This window comes from Rhodosalinus sp. 5P4 (genome assembly GCF_041365695.1).
GTDB lineage: Bacteria > Pseudomonadota > Alphaproteobacteria > Rhodobacterales > Rhodobacteraceae > Rhodosalinus.
Genome location: NZ_JBGFSJ010000010.1, coordinates 23879 through 40856 on the forward strand (window position 1 = coordinate 23879; position 16978 = coordinate 40856).

Consider the following 16978-nt stretch of genomic DNA (forward strand, 5'->3'; position numbering starts at 1 on the left):
TTGGATACCGAGACCGACATCAAGCGGGACTTTACGATCGCCGAACGCGCGGACGTCCGCGATGCCTTGCTGCGCTATATGTCGGAACGCGGAATCGGTGCGCCCACCTTGTATGACGAGATTTGCCGGCATGATCCGCTCCGGCGGGAAATGTCGATGCGCACCTTGCAGCGCTTCCTCGCGCACGCGCACCAGACGCAAGACCTCAATGTGTCTATGTGCTACGAATTTGCGAGGGCGCTGCCGTATTTTTCCGCCGAGCAGCACGTGTCCAGTCTGGGCGCTGCGCTCGGGAATTTCACCGCCACGCCGCATGTAGACTCCGACTGGCTTCGCAGGGACCGGATCGCACTCGATGTCCGCTACTCGTCGGCCATGCATACGGGGGAAGGTTTGTCGATGGTCAGGAAGGGAGCAAGTTTTTCCGACCTGATGCCATACTCGACGCTCGTTCTGGAGCGCCGGCAGGACGGACCTTTTTTCCGCACGAGCGAAACCATCCATAATCCATTCCCCGATCAGAAGACGGCTGCGGCGGTGCGTCTGGCGACCGAGGGTATCGCTGTCCCTGTGGAGGACCGCTATCTGCTCTGGATCGGGCGGGACAGCCTAACGCGCCGCCCACGCTCGACCATCTGGACGCTTGAGAAAAATGACAACTATTCCGGAGCGTATCTTCTTGTGATTGCGCCCCAGAACCCGGACGGTGAAGAGGACAGGTACGTGTCGCCCATACGGCTCTTTGCCCGGGTCGAGCGCGATGCGGAAAAAGGGTAAGCGCCATGGCCAGACCACCGCGGGAACGCATTCCAAAGGGCCAGACGGAAGACGGTGCAGCGGAGCAGGCACAAAGCCTGATCCGTGCCGCGTTCCAAGGCCGCAATGACGACGCCCTGGCCGTCCTGAGAGCCGGTGCGCAGGTCGATGCCCGCCATGAAAAGACGGGTCTGACGCCGCTGCATATCGCGGTAGGATCGAACAACCTGGAACTCGCGAGACTCCTTGTCGAGGAATTTTCTGCGCCTTTCGGACCGGATGCGTTCGGACGATGGCCGACGACGGTCGCCGCAGAGTGCAGGACAGATGTTGCGCTTCTGGACTATATCGTTGAGGCCGAAGCAGTGTTCCTCGAACGCGAGACGCCATAGTCTCCTCGACAACCCGTTCGAGTCCGCAGCGCCCTCTTTCAGTCCGCTTGAGTCATCGGTCTCTCGGCAGCCATACGCCGTGTCCAATCCTTGTCGCGTCAGAAAATTCGGCGTAAAAGTGAAAGTAAATCAACAGGATCGCAGGCTCTACGCGGGATAGGGAGCAGGCGTTAAGATTTTGCTAAACTTGTAGCCGTATCCTGAACTCATAGGTCGTTAGCACGGAGTACAAGATGTGCGCGGGGTCCCCGCGCCATCTTGGGAAGGGGGCTCAATTGCCGCCCCCGTTCCATCCCCGGCTTGTGCGGAAAGCACCATAGAGACCGATTCCGGCCCCGGTGTTTCCGCAGTCAGCGTTTCGGCGCTGCACCACGACCAAAGAGCCTTCGTGCCCTTTGGAAACCAGACGAGGGGCTTCCGCGCCCCTTCGATCCCACGGCCAGGGTTTTCGCACCCTGGACCACGACCGGTGTTTCGGCACCGGCGTCGACCATAGGGAGACTTCGGCTCTCCCTTTGGAAACCCATCGACCAAGGCGTTCGCGCCCTGGACGGCGACCAGCGAATTCGGCGCTGGACCATGAGCACGGGGCGGCCGTGCAGCCGGTGTGAGGAGGGTGGAAAGGATCGAACCATGGCTGGCAGCGGAAGCGAAACCAGACAGCGCCAGATCACACTCAAGGCGCGCTTTAACGAGCAGGAAGCCGCGCTCGTGAAATCGCAGGCGGATGCCGCCGGTGTGCCTGTTGCAGGTCTCATTCGCTACGCCGTTCTCGGTCAGACACCGCTCCGTTCGACCCGCACGCCGCCGATGGATCGGGAACTGGCCGCACGCATGATCGCCGCCCTTGGTCCCATCGCTTGTGCGCTGCGGCAAGCGCATGCATCTGGCGATCTTGAGCTTCTGTCCGAGACGATCATCGCCGCGCAGCGCGACCTGTCTGAGATGCGCACGGTGCTGTTTTCGTCGCTCGGCCGGGAACCGTGAGGGGGCTGTCATGATCCTCAAAGGCAGCGCCCGGTCCGGCGGTTCCGATCTCGCCACCCATCTCCTCAACGCTTACGATAACGAGCGCGTCGAGCTTGCCGATATTCGCGGCACGATCGCCGATGATTTGCACGGCGCCTTCGCTGAATTCGAGGCGGTGGCCAGCGGCACGAAGGCGCAAAAGCCGCTCTACAGCCTGTCCGTCAATCCCTCCGAGCCACTCACGCGGGAGCAGTACATCGAGGCCGTAGAGGCCATCGAGTCCAGGCTGGGATTGACCGGTCAGCCACGTGCCATGGTCTTTCACATCAAGGACGGCCGTGAACATTGCCACGTCGTCTGGTCGCGCATTGACGGAGCCGAGATGAAGGCGATCCACATGGCACATGATCGCCGCAAGCTCTGCGACATGGCCGTTCATCTTGCCGAGCAATATGGACACGAGTTGCCGGAAGGGCTGAAGGCGTGGAAGCAGCGCGAGCAGTTCAAAAAGGACAAGCTCGAAGCCACGCTTGCCGAGAACGCCCAGCAGAAAAAATCCGGCATCACGCCCGAGCAGCGCCGCGAAGACATCACCGCCGCCTATTGCGAGGCGGACAGCGCCAGCGCGTTCCGTCATGCGCTGGAGGCGCGCGGCTATATCCTGGCACGTGGCGATCGCCGCGCCTTCGCCGTCGTGGACCGATTTGGTGACGTGCATTCCCTGTCCCGCTATCTCAAGGACGTTCCTCGCAAGGAGATGCGGGCTCGGATGAAATCCCTCGATCCGTCATCCTTGCCATCGGTCGAGCAGGCCAAGGAGCAGGTCAGTGCGCAGCAAAAAGCCAGCGCCGAACGCGCCCGTGAAGAGCGCGCCGCTCAGGAGGAGACTGTCAAACGCCGCTCCGCCGAAAAACGCGCCGCGATGGAGCGCGCCCGGGCCGCGCGTTGGCTGGCGCTAAGACAGATGGAACAGGCGCTGTTTTTGACGCAGCAACAAGAACGCATGGCGCTCCATGCTGCGCAGCAAACGGAAGCATCGGGTGTGGTGTTCCGCATGCGCGCGAAAGTGGCCGATCTTGTTGCCGGTACGCCGGCGCTGCAATCGGTCATCGGGCATATTGCGGGCCGGGCCGGCCTCGATCCGCGCGAGCGTCATAAGCTGGAAAACGAGGCGCTCGACCGGCGGCACGAGCGGGAGAAGATCGCGCTCGAAGGCCGGAAAAAGGCGCTCGACAAGATCGACCGGCGCGAACGCATGGCGCTCGAACGCGACCTCAAGCGCGAGGCTCTGGCGGCCCGCGCCGCACCGGTGCGGCGTGCAGCTGCAGCGCCGAAGCAGGACGAGAAGGTGGCGCGCACCGACCCGCGCCTGCTACAGGAAGACGGGCTGGGCGTAGCGTTCAATGACAAGGCGCAAGATGTCCGTGCGGCTCGTGGCGACGGTGAGACCGAAGGCGAAGACCGGCCGCTGCGCAAGAGTTGGGACAAGGCCCAGAAGCAGGATAAACGCCCGCATCGCACCGATCCGCAGCTGCTCGAAGATGACGCGCTGCGGGAGGAATTTGACGAAGCGGCGCAGGCCCGGCGTCATAACAGTACCGATGAAGGGGAGGGCGAAGACGGCCGCAGCCGGCGCAAAAGCTGGAAGCAGCGCGCGCAGGAAAAAGGCCACCGTCGCGGCCGTGGGCGCGGCTACGGTATGAAGCGCGGCGGGGATTGATTATTGCAACGCCAAGTTGGCAAAATTGTCGTGAGGCGAGGGCAGACGTATGAACCATAACGAAGATGCAGTGACCGTGACGATCACGTTGAGCCGGAAAGCCTATGAGAAGGCCGAAAGGCAGGCGAAGAACCCGCGTGGTCCGATGGGGGAGATGGCAGGCTTCGTGTCCGCCACGGAATATATCGAGCGCATGGTCGAGGTTGCGCTGGAGGATTTATAAGGGGAAAGCCTTCCCCTCGCTGCAACCCGCCTCTGGCGGCTTTCCACTACCCCTTCCAGCGGGGGCACCCCGCAACGCCCCGCTTTGGTTTTGCGTTGCAATGTGCAACGTCAGACAAACAACTTCTCAAGTTCGGCGCGCTGCGCCGCGTGTTTACCGGCGTTTTCAGCCATCAGCTTCTCGACGTTCATGAGCTTCCATCGCACGGCGGGTAGCTTGGTCGCCTGCGGGCGATCGATGGCCTCGAATTCTGGCACGCCATCGTGCAGGCTGAGCAGGAAGCGCTTTGTGTTCGCGTCGAAGCGGGACTGCACGTCGGCAATCAGTTGCTCTCGGGTTTTCAGGAGATCATCGAGCGCGATCGGCGTCTTGGTCATGCCCTCGAATTGTTGCGCATAGGGCTGGTTGAGATCGATCAGGTTCGGGTTGAGAAGCTCGTGCGTCGGGCGCGGCGAACTGGCGACATAGATCAGGAAGGTGCGGAACAGATCGTTTGTCAGCCCTTCGTTTTCATAGAGGAGTTTGACGTCGTACAGGTCGCGCGGGTGCTGGCGATCGAGGGCGGCATGGAGCTTTCCGCCGAATAGGTCTTCGAAGGCGACGATCTGCATCTCCGCGTACCCGAATTCCTCTTCGACGGCCTCCGTGACCGCGCGGGATTCCGGTTCGTGAACGGCGCCGCGTGTGACGGGGGAGGTCTCGATCTTGATCTCGGCGCCCTTCAGGCGGGCAAGCAGGCGGGTGGCGCCGCCGCCACCGCCTTTGATGCGTTGGGTCTTGGCGCCCGCGATGCCGCCTTCGATGGATGCTGCGATGCGATCCATCGCGTCGTTGATTTCAGCGAGGCTTTCATCGCGGTCTTTTATCGGCAGGTAGGTCAGGTCGATATCGACCGACAGGCGCGGCAGATCACGGTAGAACAGGTTGATTGCCGTGCCGCCCTTCAGTGCGAAGATAGTTTCGCTCGCGACATACGGGAGTATGCGGACGAGCAGCGCGACCTGGGCTTCATAGGATTCACGCGCCATCGCTCGCCTCCGCCTTCACGAATTCTTCCGGCACCACGATGCGGTAACGCGGATGTATCCGGCCGCCTTTGACGAGTGCGCGGTCGCCGCTGCCGAGGTTGAATTCCTCCGGATCGAGCCGCTTGCGCCAAGGGTGATCGTGGCGATCGGCGAAGACGAAGAACAGGCGTTTGACCTTGATCTTCTTGCAGCTGTGCAGCAGCGCCGAGAGCATGCGCGGGCGCAGCGTCGTCAGGCTTTCGAAGACCATGTCGAGGTTATGGAAGCTTTCATGGACCGGCAGTTCATCCATGGCTTCCATGACTGCCCGCTCGGGCGCTGACATCTTCAGTTGCCAGTCCCATGGCAGGGTATCTTTTGTGCCTGTGTCGTCTTTGGTGAGGCCGAGGGACGAATCCGCGAACAGTGAGGTTTTGCGGGTTTCTATCGGTGCGTTCAGCGGCAGTTTGGCCAGCCAGTTCGGTATGGCCTCGCCATAGACCCAGACAGGGGCGTTGCTGCCAAGGCGCAGATAGTGGTCATAGCCTTGCTGGCTGAGCGCGGTCGTGCCGCCCACATGGACGTCGTAGCCCATGATATGCTGCATCGAGAGCAGGCAGGTCTTCCAGTCGAGGGTGTTGGCCTTGCCGGCGTTGGGCGCGGGGCGGCGGAAGACGCCGCGATGGACGCGTTCCAGCCAGCCGCGCTTGACGTAGCCATAGGCGGAGCGGCGCCCTATACCATGGCGCTCCAGCCAGGCAGAGTCCACGAGGAAGCCTGCGGGAACAGACTCAAGCAGGCTCTTTATGTTGTCATGTTCTTGTCCACTCATGATGGACATATTATCATGTTTTCAAAGAGCATGTCACCTTCTTCTTTGAGAAAAGAGCTTTTGGTCCGTCCTGGATAGACAAAAGCGTCAAATGGTAAAGCGCTGCCGCCACAAGGCTCGGGAGCCCTCCAGCAAAGCAGGGCGGGTGCCGGTGCCCTGCATCGTCTGCGCCGCCGCACCCCCATCAGCAAGTGAGGGGTGACGGACGGCTCCGGCGAAGCAGGGCGATAGGCCTTGGTACAGGTGAAATGTCTCTATCTAGACGGACCAACAACCACTAGAGTGCGGCTATGAGCAGGATACTTGACTTGGCGACGAGTAGCCGGACTTGTCCGACGATGCATAGTGACAGGTTGCACCGTGGTTCGGTCTGTTGGTGCAGTTCCGGCGGCGGCCGGCCCGGAGCGCTCCTAAAAATGTCCCATTACGACCCTGTAAGTACGCCCGTGGCGCTATGCTGACAGGAATATGTTCTGGGAAAACAATGAAAATACTACACAAATGTGTATCCATTGGGTACACTTCTCTCCGATGAAAGATGCAGGGCTGCGCATCCGTGTCCAACGTGAGTTGAGACAAAGCTTCCAGGAAGCTTGTAAGGCGGAGGATAAGTCTGCAGCGCAGGTCCTTAGGGAGTTCATGCGGCAATACGTCCAGAATCACAATACTCTGAGCGAAGTGCGGCATAAAGAAAACACGAGCAGAGAAAAAAGAGAGCAATGAGAAAAGGGGCAAAGGGAAAAGAGCAAAAGCGTGGCTTTGGTATTTGTGGCGTCGATCTGTTTTGCGGCGCGGGTGGGCTTACTCGTGGATTGGAAAAAGCTGGTCTGGAGGTCAGGCTGGGCGTCGATCTCGATGCCGAGTGCAAGTTTCCTTACGAAGAAAACAACAGCGCCCGTTTTCTCGAGAAATCGGTATCCGACGTCAATGCAGCCGAACTGAACAAAGCTTTCGAAGGTGCGGAATATAAATTACTGGCCGGATGTGCTCCGTGTCAGCCGTTTTCCACATATCAGCAGGGTAAGATCGGGCCATCGGACGAGCGATGGAATCTTCTGATGGAATTCGGCCGCTTGGTCCGAGAGGTAAACCCCGATCTCGTGACGATGGAAAACGTACCTCGTCTCGCAGAGCAGGAAGTTTTTTCCGAGTTCGTTTGCCTTTTGGAGGACTCCGGGTTTCACGTATCACACGCCGTCGTCAATTGCGCAGACTATGGTGTCCCTCAGCAGCGTAATCGGCTTGTGTTGTTGGCGTCAAAGTTGGGGGAGCTGCGCTTGTGTCCACCGACTACTCCGGAAGGCAAAAGAAAGACGGTCCGCGACGCGATCGGAAAGCTTCCGCCCATAGAAGCGGGGCAGCGTCATGACAAAGACCCGTTGCACCATTCGTCGAGGCTTTCGGAATTGAATCTGTTGCGCATCCGCGCCTCGAAGCCCGGTGGCAGCTGGAGGGATTGGGACGAGGACCTGGTCGCTGCATGCCATCGCAAAGATACAGGCAAGACCTACGCAAGCGTGTACGGGCGCATGGTTTGGGATGCTCCCGCCCCGACGATGACCACACAGTATTTCGGGTTCGGAAACGGCCGGTTCGGTCATCCCGAGCAGGATCGTGCGATCTCGCTCAGGGAGGGGGCAGTGCTCCAAAGTTTTCCGAAAGGGTACAAGTTCGTACCTAAAGGAGCCCCGATTCACACGAAGCATATCGGTCGCCTGATCGGTAACGCCGTTCCCGTCAATCTCGGACGTGCCATCGGCAAGAGCATCATTCAGCACGTCGAGGCCATCAAGGCTGGCGAAGCGGAGGCTGCGTGAGTACCCAGACGTCGGCAGCAGCAGTTCCCGAAGATCATCCCGTTATTGCCGTTCCCGAACCTGGCCAGTTGGTCGAGGTTCGTCGGCGCCAATGGGTCGTCGCGGATGTTATCGGCTCGACCCTGACAGGCGGCGGGACAATACCACAGCATTTGCTGACTCTTTCCTCGATTGACGATGACAATCTCGGTGAAGAGATCGAAGTCGTGTGGGAGCTCGAACCCGGCGCGCACGTCATTGAAAAGGCAGGTCTGCCATCGATCACCGGGCAGGACGACACTGCCGAACTGGAAGCATTTCTGGATGCGGTGCGATGGGGCGCGGCCACTAATGCTGACCGTGGCTTCCTGCAGGCCCCATTCAGAAGCGGCGTGAGCATCGAAGATTTTCAGCTCGACCCGATGGTTCGTGCGATCGAAATGGCGAGGGCCAATCTTTTGATCGCGGACGATGTCGGTTTGGGCAAGACCATAGAGGCCGGGCTCGTCATACAAGAGCTGTTGCTGCGCCATCGTGCGCGGACGGCACTCGTCGTATGTCCTGCATCTCTTCAAGAGAAGTGGCGTGTCGAGATGCTGGAGAAATTCGGTCTCGAGTTCCGGATCGTCAATACCGACTACATCAAACAACTTCGGCGGGACCGGGGAATCCACGCGAACCCCTGGACATCCTATCCTCGCTTGATCACCTCGGTCGACTGGCTAAAGGCGGGTGATCCTCTACGAATGATGCGGGATGTCTTGCCAGTTCATCCGACATATCCGCGTAAATTCGATATTCTCGTTGTCGACGAAGCTCACAATGTCGCTCCTGCGGGTTCGGCAAACTACGTTGTCGAAAGCCAGAGAACGCGCTTGATCAGAAGGATCGCCCCTCATTTTCAGCATCGGCTTTTCCTGACAGCCACCCCCCACAACGGGTATACCGAGTCATTCACTTCATTGCTTGAGCTGCTCGATAACCAGCGCTTCTCTCGCAACATCATGCCCGACGGGAGGCAGCTTTCGCAGGTGATGATCAGACGGCTAAAAACCGATCTGATCGATAGCGACGGCAATCCTCTGTACCCTCGGAGGTGCCTCAAGGCGCTGTCGGTGCCGTTCACGGACGACGAGCGTTCGATACACGCGACGTTGGACCGATACTGCAAGAGTCGAGAGAGTTCGACTGACGAGAAAAGCCATACCGGCACCAAGTTCGTAAACACGTTGCTGAAGAAGAGATTGTTCTCTTCACCAGCGGCTTTTGCGTCGACCTTGGAGAAGCATATCCAAACGGTGACATCCGGTGCCCGCTCACGGGACGCCAATGTGCTCGGCGACCGCATTCTGCGAAGAGCGATCATGAAAGCCGAGGAGGATTATGCAGACGATCGGCAAGCAGAAGCAGCGCAAGATGAGGCCGTACAAGAGGCCAGCAAACGCAGTGCGCCGCTAACGGACGAACAGCACGCGCTGGTAGACAGGATGCGCGATTGGGCCCAGAGGGCCGCGAACAAGCCAGATTCGAAGTCCAAGGCAATTCTGTCGTGGATCGAAGAAAATCTTAGAGAAAACGGGGAGTGGAACGAGCGGCGCGTCATTCTCTTCACGGAGTACCGGTCAACACATCAATGGCTCCAGCGTATTCTGGCGTCGCATGACTTTGGAGGTGACCGTCTCGCGATAATACATGGCGGAATGGACCAGGAAGAGCGCGAGAAGGTCAAGGCCGCGTTCCAGACCAATCCCAAGGACTCGGACGTCCGCATCTTGCTGGCGACCGACGCCGCTGCAGAAGGAATCGACCTGCAGAATTACTGTAACTGCCTGATCCATGTAGAGATTCCCTACAACCCCAACGTCATGGAGCAGAGAAACGGCCGGATAGATCGGCACGGCCAGAAGTACGGGGAGGTACTGATTTGGCATCCCGTCGATGGCGGTGCAGCCGAAGGAGACACTCTTGGCGGTCACGAGCAAGACATCATTCGTGCACTGACCAAGCTGGAGTCGATGCGCGAAGACATGGGTAGCGTCAATCCGGTCATCGCGCCACAGATGGCGGGGCTGATCGAAGGGACGCGCAAGGAGCTTGATACCCGCGTCGCTGAGGCACGCGCGGCAAAAGCGAAAAAATTCGTGCGTGCCGAGCGTGAACTCAAAGACAGGATCGCGAAACTGCACGACCGCCTAATGGAAACCAGAAAGGACTTTCATCTCACGCCAGACAGGATTTGCGCGGCGGTGAAAACCGGTTTGGCCCTCGCGGAGAGGCCCGCTCTCGAACCAGTGCACCTAGACGGTGCGCCGGCCGGGACTGTCTTCAATATGCCGGCTTTGACGGGATCGTGGTCTCGATGCATGGAGGGGCTTCGCCACCCGCATACTGGAACGATAAGACCGATCACGTTCGATCATGAGGTGGCGAAGGGACGGGACGACGTCGTTCTCGTTCATCTCAACCATCGGCTCGTGCAGATGTGCTTGCGGCTGATGCGCGCCGAGATTTGGGCGCAAGACGACGTGAAGAGACTCCATCGCGTCGATGTCCGCGTGATCCCAGACGAATTGTTGGAAACCCCCGCTGCCGCTGTCGTCTCCCGGCTCGTCATTACGGGAGGTAATCATCACAGGCTTCATGAAGAACTCACTGTAGCGGGGGGCTATCTCCGCAAGGAAACGTTCGCGCGGGAGCAACGGGTCACACAGGTGAACGAGTGGCTGGAGAGAGCCTCGTCCGCGAAGCCACCAACCGATACCTTCGAGGCATTGGCCGAGCGCTTCACGAAGTTCAAGGAATCGATCATGCAGACTGTCGAGGCACGTTCACGTGATAGGCTGCGAAACCTGGAGAACACTCTTGGCACCCGTAAAGACCAGGAGATCAGAAACATAGGAGCGGTACTCGACGATCTGAGTTCAGCGATCGAGAACGAGATATCGAAAGATTCCCGCCCTGAACAGCTGGACTGGATCAGCCAGCTTCATGAAGACGAACGCACTCAAGTACGCCGCGACATCGATGCCCTAAAGGCCCGACTTGCGGGCATACCAGAAGAAAAAGAAAGAGAGATCGCTGCGATCGAAGCTCGTTATGACGGGTTCACCGCCCGGACATTTCCCGTTGCCGTTATATTGCTGATGCCTGAATCGATGGCTCATGGAGGCGCGCTATGACCGAAATGAGCATGCACGGAGAGTGGCTGGCACTTCTCGAAATATCCGGGCCTTTTCTGGCCGAACCGGTCCTGAAAGATGCGTTCCCCCAAGGTCTGGAAGACGTTGCGTCAGACAAACGAAGATTACTCCGACAAGCCTATGACGAATGGCGGGAAGCGAAAGAACTGGAAGACGCGGACCTTTCCGAGTTGCACCAAGCCTGGATCGACCTCGTATTACGCCAAGGCCTCGAACTCGACGAAGACGGTGCCGGAGATATCCTCAAATCCAGGGGTGAACTCGCTGATGGTCTGTGCCATCGCGTACCGGAGCATGATCTCACACTAGTGCCGGACTATGCGGTCGTCGATGACCGTGAGGCGAACGAGCCACTTATGCTTATCTCGGTTTGGGACCCCGATCGTCCTCTGGACGAACCCGTTCGGGGAGACGGGTGGGCGACCTCACCGGCCGAACGCATGGTAGAGTTATGCCGGGCGACGGGAACGCGGTTGGGTCTAGTCACGAACGGTGAGCGCTGGATGCTCGTTGACGCGCCGGTTGGAGCCGTGACGACATTCGCGAGCTGGTACGCTCGCCTCTGGAGCCAGGAACCGAAAACCCTCCAGGCTTTCGTCAATTTGCTCGGTGTTCGCCGGTTCTTTGTAGGGAAAGGCGACCAATTACCGGCGTTGCTGGACGCTTCTCTTAAGCTACAGGATGAGGTGACTGACGCGCTCGGCGAACAGGTCCGACGTGCCGTCGAAGTTTTGATACAGTCGCTGGATCGCGCCGACGTTGACAGAAATCGGGAGCTTTTGGCCGGCATCGAACCATCAGCTCTCTACGAAGCCGGCCTGACCGTGATGATGCGCATCGTGTTTCTTCTCTCAGCAGAAGAGCGTGGCCTATTGTTGCTCGGTGACGAGCGATACGAGGCCAATTATGCCGTTTCGACTCTTCGCCTGCAATTGCGCGCCGAATCCGAAGAGATATTGGAACGGCGGAACGACGCGTGGTCACGATTACTGGCGATCTTTCGTGCCGTTTATGGCGGCATAGAGCACGAAGCCCTGAGGATGCCTGCGCTTGGTGGCTCGCTTTTCGACCCCGACCGCTATCCATTCCTCGAAGGGCGTGCGCGCGGAACCGATTGGCGGAAGGATGCGGCGACCCCGCTACCGATCGACAATAGAACGGTCCTTCTGCTGCTCGACGCCGTACAACTTTTCCAAGGGCGCGCTCTGTCGTACCGCGCGCTGGATGTAGAGCAAATCGGGTATGTTTATGAGGGCTTGCTGGAACGCACCGTCGTGCGCGCGGACCACGTGACGCTCGATCTCGATGCGACGAAAAATGCCAAAAAGCCCTGGGTGACATTGGACGAAGTCGAGGAAGCCGCGGCCAAGGGTGACGATGCGGTTGCCGGCTTGCTCAAGGAGCGCACAGGAAGTTCGGCCAGTCGTGTCAAAAACGATCTCTCGAAAGCGGTGGATGCATCGGACGCGGACAAGTTGCTCACGGCCTGTCACGGAAGCACTGACCTAAGGGATAGGATCAAGCCTTATTTCCATTTCCTCCGTACTGACCGATGGGGATACCCACTAGCCTACCCGGTCGGGACTTTCATGGTAACGAGCGGCAGCGATAGACGGGAGACAGGCACGCACTACACCCCGAAGTCCTTGACCGAGGCGATCGTCAAGGAAACGCTCGAACCGATCGTTTATGTGGGGCCTTCGGAGGGAAAGTCGCGTGACGAGTGGCAACTGAAATCGCCTGCCGAGTTGCTCGATCTGAAGATTTGCGATCCGGCAATGGGTTCCGGTGCCTTCCTCGTGCAGGTTTGTCGTTGGCTCGCCGAACGGTTGGTCGAAGCGTGGGTGGACGCCGAAGGGGCGGGGCAGGCCGTTACGGCTGACGGGATCGTTGTCGAAAGACAAAACGGCTACGAACCGCTCCGGAACGATCCGGAAGAACGGCTACTGACTGCTCGTCGCCTCATTGCGGAACGCTGCCTGTATGGCGTGGACGTCAATCCGCTGGCGGTCGAATTGGCCAAGCTTTCGATTTGGCTGGTGACGCTGGCAAAGGGGAGGCCCTTCGGCTTCCTCGACCACAATCTTCGGGCGGGAGACAGTCTGCTCGGCATAAGACGGCTCGAACAGTTGCTCTGTCTGGAGATGGAGCCGTCAAAGAACAGCGCGCGCAAGCTGTTCGCGGCCGGCATCGACAAGGCGGTTTCTGAAGCCGTTGCGCTTCGAACCGAACTGCGCAGTCGGCCGATCCGTGACATTCGTGATGTCGAGGCGATGGCGGGCATCGACAAGTCGGCCCGGCGGAAGCTTCGGCTACCTGAACTCGTGGCGGACGGATTGGTTGCCGAAGCTCTAACTGCAGGAAAAAAGGCAGTCGACACGACCTCATTGTCGATCGAAGCGGGCAAAGCTCTTGGTGGAGACAGCGACGCCGAAGGTCTCCTGAGGCAGCGAGCTACCAATGGATTGAAAACGGACCTCGCCACCGGCAAACCTGCAAGAAGACCCTTTCATTGGCCCTTGGAATTCCCGGAAGTATTTGGGCGCGATAATGGTGGATTTGATGCCTTCGTAGGGAACCCACCGTTTCTTGGCGGTACGAGAATCTCTACGGCAATGGGTGCGGCTTTTCGTGAGTACCTTGTCAACAATGTGAGTCCCGGTGCAGAGGGTCGAACCGATCTTGTAGCACACTTCTTCAATTCAGCGCATATGCTTCTCCGCAAAGGTGGATGTTTTGGTCTACTCGCCACAAATTCAATCGCAGAAGGTGAAACACGGCAAGCGTCTCTGGAGAGGATAGCCGACGATACCGGAAGCTGCATTTACAAGGCGTTCCCCAACGAAGTTTGGCCCGGCAAGGCTGCTGTGATCACAACACGAATACATGTCAAGAAAGGCGACTGGCTCGCACAATGCCAGCTTTCGGGCAGGTCGGTGCCGAGCATATCATCATTCTTGTCGGATCAAATCGAATGGACGCCAAAGCGCCTAAAGGAAAATTCAGGCGGTGCGTTTATTGGGTCATACGTCCTCGGCATGGGCTTTGTTTTGTCGGAGGATGATGCGCTCTCTATGATCTCCAAAAGTAGTGCGAATGCTGACGTTGTCCTTCCTTATCTAAACGGCAAAGACTTAAACTCGCACCCAACGCAAAAAGCCAGTCGTTGGGTGATAAATTTTTGGAACTGGACAAAGGAGCGAGCAAGAAAATATCCCGAGCCATACCTCCATTTGAAAGAACATGTTTATGATGAGAGATTGGAAAAATCGAAGCAGAACTCCTATCGCAATATTATGAAGATGTGGTGGCTTCATTGGAACAATAGGCCCGGCCTTTACAAGGCCATTGGTAGGGGTAAGTGTTTCGGCGCTTCATCTTCGAATTCAACGGTCCCATTAAATAGGGTTCTTGTCTGCGCGAGAGTGAGCAAGACAGGAGCTTTCGCTTTCGTAGAGAACAACTCTGTGTTTTCAGATCAAGTGATTGTATTTCCAACTGATGAGGCTTCGGAATTTGTGGTTCTGCAATCCGCGATTCACAACGTCTACGCTTGGAAGCATTCATCTCAGCTTAAATCCGACATGAGATATACACCTACTGATGTATATGAGACTTTTCCGCTTCCAGATCGGGGGGAAATAACCACAGACGCGAAGAGACGGGGAGAAGATTTTCATGAGCGACGCTCACGCCTCATGAGAGATGAGGCGCTTGGGTTAACTAAGTTCTATGGCCGATTCCATAACAAGGCCAACGAAGAACCCGAGTACCTATCATTGCGCACTCTGCAGGCGACACTCGATAATGATGTCCTCGCGGCCTACGGATGGACCGATCTTGATCTTGGACATGGGTTTCACGCAGTTTCCTATCTCCCAGAGACTGACAACATCAGATTTACGATTTCAGAAGATGCAAGGATCGAAATTCTCAACCGCCTAGCGCAGCTGAACAAAGAGCGTCACGAGGCCGAGAAGAAACCGAAACCGGCAGCGAAGCGCGCATCTTCGGCCACATCCAATACGGGGCAGTCGGACGATCTGTTTTCGGCACAAGGAGGTGGACGATGACCGACTTGAATGAAAACCAGGTCGTGAGTGGCGACGGGCAGGCCGGTTACGACGACATCTACCGGATGACGGTCGATCTGAACGTCCTCGATCATCTCGGGATCAATCTCTACAGCAATATCGCTGCCGTGCTTACAGAGGCGGTGGCGAACGCCTGGGATGCAGACGCCGAGAACGTTGTGATTTCGATCGACCCGAACGGCGACTGGATCGAAATTATCGATGACGGCATCGGCATGAACGTTGCCGACATGAACGACAAGTATCTGCGTGTCGGCTATCGCAGGCGGGAAGAAGATGCCGCGCACGGCAGGACGACGGCCAAAGGGCGTCAGGTCATGGGCCGTAAAGGCCTCGGGAAGCTGTCGCTGTTCTCGATCGCGGACCGGATCGATGTACAATCCTCCAAGGATGGCGAGGCACACGGGCTCAGAATGAGTGTCGACGGCATCAAGGAGTCCGTGAACCGTAAAGAGCGCCACTACGCTCCAGATGCGCTTCCTGCCGAAGAGATCGATGTCACCAAAGGGACGAAGATCGTTTTACGCGATATCAAGCGGCAGCGGCTCGGTCGCGGTGCAGCGGCCCTTCGGAAACGGCTGGCCCGCCGCTTCTCGGTGATCGGCGAGCTGTATGACTTCAAAATCATGATCGACGGGCAGCCTGTCACGACGGAAGAGCGGGGCGATTTGCCGATCGTCCAGTTCCTATGGACCATGGGTGATTTCGAGCCCGAACCTGGATCGATCCCCCAGGTCAAGGAACATGAGAAGCTACCCAGTCGATTTGACGGTTGGGATGAGGACTGGAACGTCAAAGGGTGGATCGGGACGGCCCGCAAGCCGAAACAGCTCGACAGCGAGGATACGGGCAACTTAAACGGCATCGTTGTCTTCGCCCGCGGTCGCCTGTTTCACGAGAACATACTCGACAAAGTCAATGACGGCCGCCTCTACACCAAGTATCTCACCGGTCAGATCGAGGCGGATTTCCTTGATGACGACGACGAACCCGATATCGCGACCAGCGACCGCCAACGTGTGCAGGAGGACGATCCGCGGTACGCCCAGCTGATCGCGTTCCTGCGATCGCGCCTGAGTCAAGTCGAACGGCGCTGGACCGAATGGCGCCGCAAGCACGAAGTCCAGGATGCGCAAGAGACATCGCCCGCGCTCAAGGAGTGGTTCGATAGCCTGCCCGAGGGTTTCAGAAAAAGCGCGGAGACGCTGATCGCAAAGCTGAGTGCGCTGCCGGTCGATGAGGATGACGACCGTAAGCTATTGTACCGGCATGGAATCCTCGCATTCGAACGCATGAGAATCCGGGGATCGGCGGACGAGTTCGTCGAGAGTGTCCATGATGTAGACAAGCTTCTTTCGGTACTGGCCGACCGCGACGCACTCGAAGCTTCCCTCTACCGCGATATCGTCAAATCGCGTCTCGACGCGATCAAGGATTTTCAGGAGATCGTCGACGAAGACGCGAAGGAAAAAGTGCTTCAACAGTACTTGTTCGATCACCTGTGGCTTCTCGATCCTGCGTGGGAACGCGCCACCGATAGCCAGATCATGGAGTCGCGTCTCGCCACTGAAGGCGTGATCGTCGATGACCTGACAGAGAAGGAGAAACTCGGCCGTGTCGATATCGCCTACCGGACGAATGCCGGAAAGCACATCATCGTCGAACTCAAGAAAGCCGGGAGGAAAATGAAGCTTCTGGAGCTACAGGAGCAAGGGCAGACTTATGTCGACAAATTGCGAAAAATACTTGCCGCCCAAGGCGACGCTTCACCGAACATCGAAGTGATCTTCGTTGTCGGCAAACCCGTCGATGAGGAAACGAACAATCCAAACCGTGTGAAGTCCTCGATGGAGGCGATTTCGCCGGGGAGCCGGATCGTTCACTACGACTCTCTCATTGCCGGCGCACAAACGTCCTACGACGGCTATCTGAAAAAGAGCAAGGAACTCGACCGGCTCGAAAAAATTGTCGAGAGATTGTAGGGGCGGG

The 16978-nt window shown here is 58.1% G+C and carries 12 protein-coding genes; 10 read left to right on the forward strand and 2 right to left on the reverse strand.

What is annotated here, in order from left to right:
* The 5 genes from AB6A69_RS15960 (at position 1) to AB6A69_RS15980 (ending at position 4060) form a co-directional block, all read left to right on the forward strand.
* Entirely contained in the window at positions 1 to 777 is a 777-nt protein-coding gene (locus AB6A69_RS15960; RefSeq protein WP_371061527.1) for a hypothetical protein, read from the forward strand.
* A gap of 5 nt (positions 778 to 782) precedes the next feature.
* Positions 783 to 1148, forward strand: coding sequence for an ankyrin repeat domain-containing protein (locus AB6A69_RS15965; RefSeq protein ID WP_371061528.1), 366 nt, complete (start codon positions 783 to 785; stop codon positions 1146 to 1148).
* 633 nt (positions 1149 to 1781) lie between these two features.
* Positions 1782 to 2135 carry a hypothetical protein gene (locus tag AB6A69_RS15970; RefSeq protein WP_371061529.1) on the forward strand — a complete coding sequence of 118 codons (354 nt, stop codon included), beginning with the start codon at positions 1782 to 1784 and terminating at the stop codon, positions 2133 to 2135.
* Positions 2136 to 2145: 10 nt separating this feature from the next.
* Complete coding sequence (locus tag AB6A69_RS15975; protein ID WP_371061530.1) at positions 2146 to 3837, forward strand: relaxase/mobilization nuclease domain-containing protein; 1692 nt, start codon at positions 2146 to 2148, stop codon at positions 3835 to 3837.
* Positions 3838 to 3907: 70 nt separating this feature from the next.
* Positions 3908 to 4060, forward strand: a complete 153-nt coding sequence (locus tag AB6A69_RS15980) for a hypothetical protein (protein ID WP_371061531.1) — start codon at positions 3908 to 3910, stop codon at positions 4058 to 4060.
* A gap of 110 nt (positions 4061 to 4170) precedes the next feature.
* On the opposite strand, the gene AB6A69_RS15985 is transcribed toward AB6A69_RS15980, so the two are convergent.
* A complete protein-coding gene (locus AB6A69_RS15985) occupies positions 4171 to 5088 on the reverse strand; it encodes a nucleotidyl transferase AbiEii/AbiGii toxin family protein (RefSeq protein ID WP_371061532.1) in 918 nt (305 codons plus the stop codon).
* A complete protein-coding gene (locus AB6A69_RS15990) occupies positions 5078 to 5899 on the reverse strand; it encodes a type IV toxin-antitoxin system AbiEi family antitoxin domain-containing protein (RefSeq protein ID WP_371061544.1) in 822 nt (273 codons plus the stop codon). Before AB6A69_RS15990 ends, AB6A69_RS15985 begins: the two co-directional genes overlap by 11 nt.
* 531 nt (positions 5900 to 6430) lie before the next feature.
* Between AB6A69_RS15990 and AB6A69_RS15995 the strand changes: the two genes are divergently transcribed.
* From AB6A69_RS15995 to AB6A69_RS16015, 5 genes are read left to right on the forward strand one after another with little or no spacing between them, the layout of a single operon-like run.
* The gene (locus tag AB6A69_RS15995; RefSeq protein WP_371061545.1) at positions 6431 to 6622 is read left to right on the forward strand and encodes a hypothetical protein; all 192 of its coding nucleotides are present in this window, start codon (positions 6431 to 6433) and stop codon (positions 6620 to 6622) included.
* Positions 6619 to 7716, forward strand: a complete 1098-nt coding sequence (locus AB6A69_RS16000) for a DNA cytosine methyltransferase (protein ID WP_371061533.1) — start codon at positions 6619 to 6621, stop codon at positions 7714 to 7716. The genes AB6A69_RS15995 and AB6A69_RS16000 overlap by 4 nt, the downstream gene beginning before the upstream one ends.
* The gene (gene drmD / locus AB6A69_RS16005; protein WP_371061534.1) at positions 7713 to 10874 is read left to right on the forward strand and encodes a DISARM system SNF2-like helicase DrmD; all 3162 of its coding nucleotides are present in this window, start codon (positions 7713 to 7715) and stop codon (positions 10872 to 10874) included. The genes AB6A69_RS16000 and drmD overlap by 4 nt, the downstream gene beginning before the upstream one ends.
* The gene (locus AB6A69_RS16010) at positions 10871 to 14968 is read left to right on the forward strand and encodes an Eco57I restriction-modification methylase domain-containing protein (protein WP_371061535.1); all 4098 of its coding nucleotides are present in this window, start codon (positions 10871 to 10873) and stop codon (positions 14966 to 14968) included. Before drmD ends, AB6A69_RS16010 begins: the two co-directional genes overlap by 4 nt.
* Positions 14965 to 16971, forward strand: coding sequence for an ATP-binding protein (locus tag AB6A69_RS16015; protein WP_371061536.1), 2007 nt, complete (start codon positions 14965 to 14967; stop codon positions 16969 to 16971). The genes AB6A69_RS16010 and AB6A69_RS16015 overlap by 4 nt, the downstream gene beginning before the upstream one ends.
* Positions 16972 to 16978 lie beyond the last annotated feature (7 nt).